Source organism: Nocardia wallacei (assembly GCF_029868745.1).
In the GTDB taxonomy this organism is placed as follows: domain Bacteria; phylum Actinomycetota; class Actinomycetes; order Mycobacteriales; family Mycobacteriaceae; genus Nocardia; species Nocardia wallacei_B.
This window is the reverse complement of record NZ_JARWOP010000147.1, coordinates 1-4,384: the sequence shown is the minus strand read 5'-3', so window position 1 is coordinate 4,384 and position 4,384 is coordinate 1. Positions and strand designations below refer to the sequence as shown.

Annotated in this window: 2 protein-coding genes; both read right to left on the bottom strand. The window is 70.4% G+C overall.

The window, feature by feature from the left end; all coding sequences use genetic code 11:
* Positions 1–349: 349 nt before the first annotated feature.
* On the bottom strand, positions 350–3,517 hold the full coding sequence (locus QH470_RS12260) for an acetyl-CoA carboxylase family protein (RefSeq protein WP_280272449.1): 3,168 nt from the start codon (positions 3,515–3,517) through the stop codon (positions 350–352).
* 29 nt (positions 3,518–3,546) lie between these two features.
* Positions 3,547–3,915 (bottom strand): RsbRD N-terminal domain-containing protein, encoded by a 369-nt coding sequence (locus tag QH470_RS12255; protein WP_280272448.1) that lies wholly within the window; start codon positions 3,913–3,915, stop codon positions 3,547–3,549.
* Positions 3,916–4,384 lie beyond the last annotated feature (469 nt).

Sequence of the window (4,384 nt, the reverse complement as noted above, 5' to 3'; positions counted from 1 at the left end):
CGACGGACAGCAGTTGTACTGGGAGGAGAGCGGCAACCCCGACGGCAAACCCGTGGTGTTCCTGCACGGCGGCCCCGGCTATCCGAGATCGTCCATCCGCACGCGGACGGACGAGTACGAGCCGAAGGGAACCGGCTCGTGTCCACCGATTGCCGGGTACCGATACCGCGCAATCGCCAAGCAAACATACCGCGAAGCGCACGAAAGACCAGGCCGATCGGGCAGGTTAGGGGGTGATGTATGTAACCCTGAATAACATGCCTGGTCAGGGCGTCTGTAAACATTTGTCCAGGACCACCGGACGTTAGGGGATTGTCCGACTGGACGTACGCTCGAGTCCCCCGGCCGCTCAGCGCAAGGTCCGGATCCAGCGCCGGGTGTCGGCGGGATCGATCACGTCGTCGAGTTCTCCGACGGTCGCGGCGGTGAGGGCCTTACCGCTGTCGTAGGCGAGCCGGACCAGGTTCTCGAACGCCGCCCGCCGCTCGTCCGGGTCCGCGATGGCATCGAGTTCCTTGGCGAACCCCAGGCGTACCGCGCCCTCCAGGCCCATGCCGCCGATCTCGCCCGTGGGCCAGGCGACGACGAATCGCGGAGCGCGAAACGATCCGGCCGCCATCGCCTGCGCGCCGAGACCGTAGCCCTTGCGCACGATGACCGTGCCGAACGGCACCCGCAGCGCGGCCGAGTCGATGAACAACCGGCTGAAGCGGGTGACGGTGGCCTCCTTCTCCGCGTCCGGCCCCACCATGAAACCCGGTGTGTCGCAGAGGGAAACGATGGGCACATCGTGCGCGTCGCACAACCGCAGGAACGCGCCGAGTTTGTCGGCGGCGGGCGCGTCGATGGCGCCACCGAGGTGGCGGCAGTCGTTGGCGATCACGCCGAACGGGCGGCCCTCCACCCGGATCAGCGCGGTGACGATGCCGATGCCCCAGTCCCGGCGCAGCTCGAGCACCGATCCCAGATCGGCCACGGCGGCGATCGCGGCGCGAATATCGAAGGCGCGCAGCCTGTTCTCCGGAACCACGTGCCGTGCCAGTCGCGGATCGGGCGCCTCCCACTCCGACACCGGTCCCCGGAAGTACGACAGGTACCGGCGGGCGGTGGCGACCGCCTCGGCCTCGTCGGCGGCAACCACGTGGACGACGCCGTTGCGGCGCTGCACGTCGATCGGGCCGATGTCCTCCGGTGCGTACACCCCGAGCCCGCCGCCCTCGATCATGGCCGGGCCGCCCATCCCGATATTGGCGTCGGGCGTGGCGATCACGACGTCGCACATGCCGAGCAGGGCCGCGTTGCCCGCGAAGCAGCGGCCGGAGACGATGCCGACGAGCGGCACCCGGCCGGACAGCGCGCCCATGGCGTGGAAGGTGGTGACATCGAGCCACGAGATGCCGCCGTGGTCGGTGTCGCCGGGCCGGCCGCCACCGCCCTCGGTGAAGAACACCACCGGCAAACGCTGGTCGCGGGCGAGTGCGAGCATGCGGTCGGTCTTGGCGTGGTTGCGCACGCCCTGGGTGCCCGCGAGCACCGTGTAGTCGTAGGACATCACCACGGCGCGAGCGGATTCGGGGCCGAAGCGGTCGGCGCCGATCGTCGCGACGCCGGCGACGAGACCGTCGGCGGGCGTCCGCTCGATCAGGTCCTCCAGGCTGCGGCGCTGCCGTTGTGCGGCGACGGTCAGTGCGCCGTATTCCACGAAACTGTCGGCGTCCACCAGATCGGCGATGTTCTCGCGGGCGGTGCGCCGCCCCAGCCGGTGCCGCTTGGCGACCGCCTCCGGTCGCGCCGCGTCCCGGCCGATCTCGTGCCGCCGCCGCACCTCCGCCAGATCGGCGCGTACGAAATCCGGGTCCACCGCGCCGTTTTCGCTCACCTCGCCGTCGCGTTCGGCCGGGGCCCAGGTCAGCAGCACGGCGTGCGGGTCGACCACCGCGCCCGGCGCGACCGCGTGGCGCAGGATCCGCAGCGCGCATTCGGCGCGCACCACGTGCTGCATCTTCATCGCCTCCAGCACAGCCACTTCCGACCCGGCGGCATGGATCGTGCCGGGCTCCGCCAGCGCGATCACGGTGCCGCCCATCGGGGCGCGCACGGCTTCCTCCTCGGCGAGCAGCACGGTCGATTCGGTCGGCCCGACGACTGTGCCGGTCGCTGGTGTGGAGCCGTATTCCGCTGCGCGGGCGCGTATTTCGGCTAGGTGGTCCTCGTACCACGAGGTGGTGACCGGTTCGTGGAGGCAGTCGAGTACGGCCCGCAGCATCCCGATATTGGTGTCGACCCCGGAGACCACCGTCTCTGCCAGCGCGTCGGAGCACCGCCGCACGGCCGCCGGGAACGACGAGCCGCGAGCGATCACCTTGACCAGCAGTGAATCGAAGCGCGCGCTCTGCCGCAGCCCGGAGAAACACGCGGTGTCGGCCCGCACGCCGGGGCCCGACGGCGCCGCGAACTGCGCGACGATACCGGTGCTGGGCATCGGATCGCCTTGTGCGGTCATGGTTTCCGCGTTCACCCGGGCCTGCACGGCGCACCCGCGCGGACGGTCGGGCAGTGCCAGGTCGGCGAGCGTGCGCCCGCGCGCCAGGTCGAGTTGTACCGCGACCAGATCGACGCCGAACACCTCCTCGGTCACGGTGTGCTCGACCTGCAGCCGGGGATTGACCTCGAGGAACCAGGCATCCGCGCCGTCTACCAGGAATTCGACGGTGATCACGCCGCGGCAGCCCACCGACTCGGCGATCCGGACCGCGGCCTGGTGCAGCCGATCCCGCAGCGCCGCATCGAGATTCGGCGCCGGCGCCACCTCGATCAGTTTCTGGTGACGGCGCTGCACGCTGCAATCGCGGTCTCCCAGCGCGACGGCAGCCACGCCGTCCGCGACCACCTGCACCTCGATATGGCGGGCGCGGGGCACCAGCGTCTCCGCGTACAGCGTCCCGTCGCCGAAACCCGCCGTCGCCTCGGCGTGGCACCGCTCGTACGCCCGCTCGACCTCGGCGGCCGTGCGCACCACCCGCATCCCGCGGCCACCGCCACCGGCCACGGCCTTGATCACGACGCCGCGCGGGTGCTCGGCCAGCAGGGTTTCGATCTCGGCCGGACCGGCGCCCGCGGCGGTCGCGGCCGGTACCGGCACTCCGGCCCGCGCGGCGGCGGCGCGGGCGGCCACCTTGTCGCCGAAGACGCGCAGCACCTCCGGCGCCGGCCCCACGAAGACCAGGCCCGCCGCGGCGCAGGCCGCCGCCAGATCGGCGCTCTCACTGAGGAATCCGTATCCCGGATGCACCAGCGCACCCGGCCCGGCCGTACGGGCCGCCGCCACCACGGCCGTGCTGTCGAGGTAGGCCGCGGCGCCCTCGCCCGGCAGTCGCACGGCATCGTCGGCCAGCCGCACCGGCAGCGAGGCGGCCTCCTCGCCGGTATACAGGATCAGCGTGGAGTAGCCCCGATCCCGCGCGGTCCGCAACAGCCGGACCGCCACCTCGCCACGATTCGCCACTACCAGATGCATGTCGCCACGATCGCACACCGTTCCCGGTCCTACTCCTCCCGCAGTTCGTTGCGATAGCCGCGGGATACCGCCGAGGTCAGCACGTCGAGGACGCGCACCACCGCGGACGGGTCGATATTTCCGCCTGCCCAGTGCGGATCCGCCCGGAACTGCTCGATCATGACCGCGATGCTCTCGTGGATAGCGTGCTGGACCGTATCGATCGGCACGGCGCTGCGAGCGCACTCGGCGGCGGCCCGCTCGAGTTTGCCCAGCAGCTCGGAGGTCGCCGAATCGGAGGCATCCAGCAACACCAGCGCCAGTTGCAGCCCGACCTGTATCAGCCTGCCCGGGTCCGGAGCGCTACGCGGGCGGGGCCTCGGGCCGTCCCGTTCGTCGCCGGAACCGTCCGCGTCCATGGTGTTCCCCTCCCGTGGGACGTGCCGACGATGGTGTTGTCAGTGCAGTGCCGACGGTAGGTGCGGCGCGCGGCGCGATCGAATCGCCCAGCAAACTTTGGGTCATAGCTCCGTTGGTCACCTGACCGGTTGGGACGGTTCACAGCACTCCGCGAAACACTTACTTTGTTATGAATCACCATGCGACGCCCTCGGCGTTACCCGATCGAACAGATCCCGGGCCGCGACCGGCCATCCAAGTTACCGGCGAGTTAAGTTAGGGCCACAGGCGGTGTTCGCCGAAGGATTGTGCGCCGCCGTCACGGGGATGGAGAAGGAGTCTTTCCGATGTCTGTTGCCACTCCGGGCCGGGCCGGCCTCACCATATCCGGACACCCCCTCACCTCACCCCTCAAAGACGTCCGCACCCTCTCCCAACACATCGTCGGCCACTTCATCGAACACATCGCCCCCTGCGCCACCCTCCCCG

Bases quoted from the DNA above. Each gene is read 5' to 3' on its own strand.
- QH470_RS12260 (WP_280272449.1), bottom strand. From the start codon at position 3,517: ATGCATCTGGTAGTGGCGAATCGTGGCGAGGTGGCGGTCCGGCTGTTG.
- QH470_RS12255 (WP_280272448.1), bottom strand. From the start codon at position 3,915: ATGGACGCGGACGGTTCCGGCGACGAACGGGACGGCCCGAGGCCCCGC.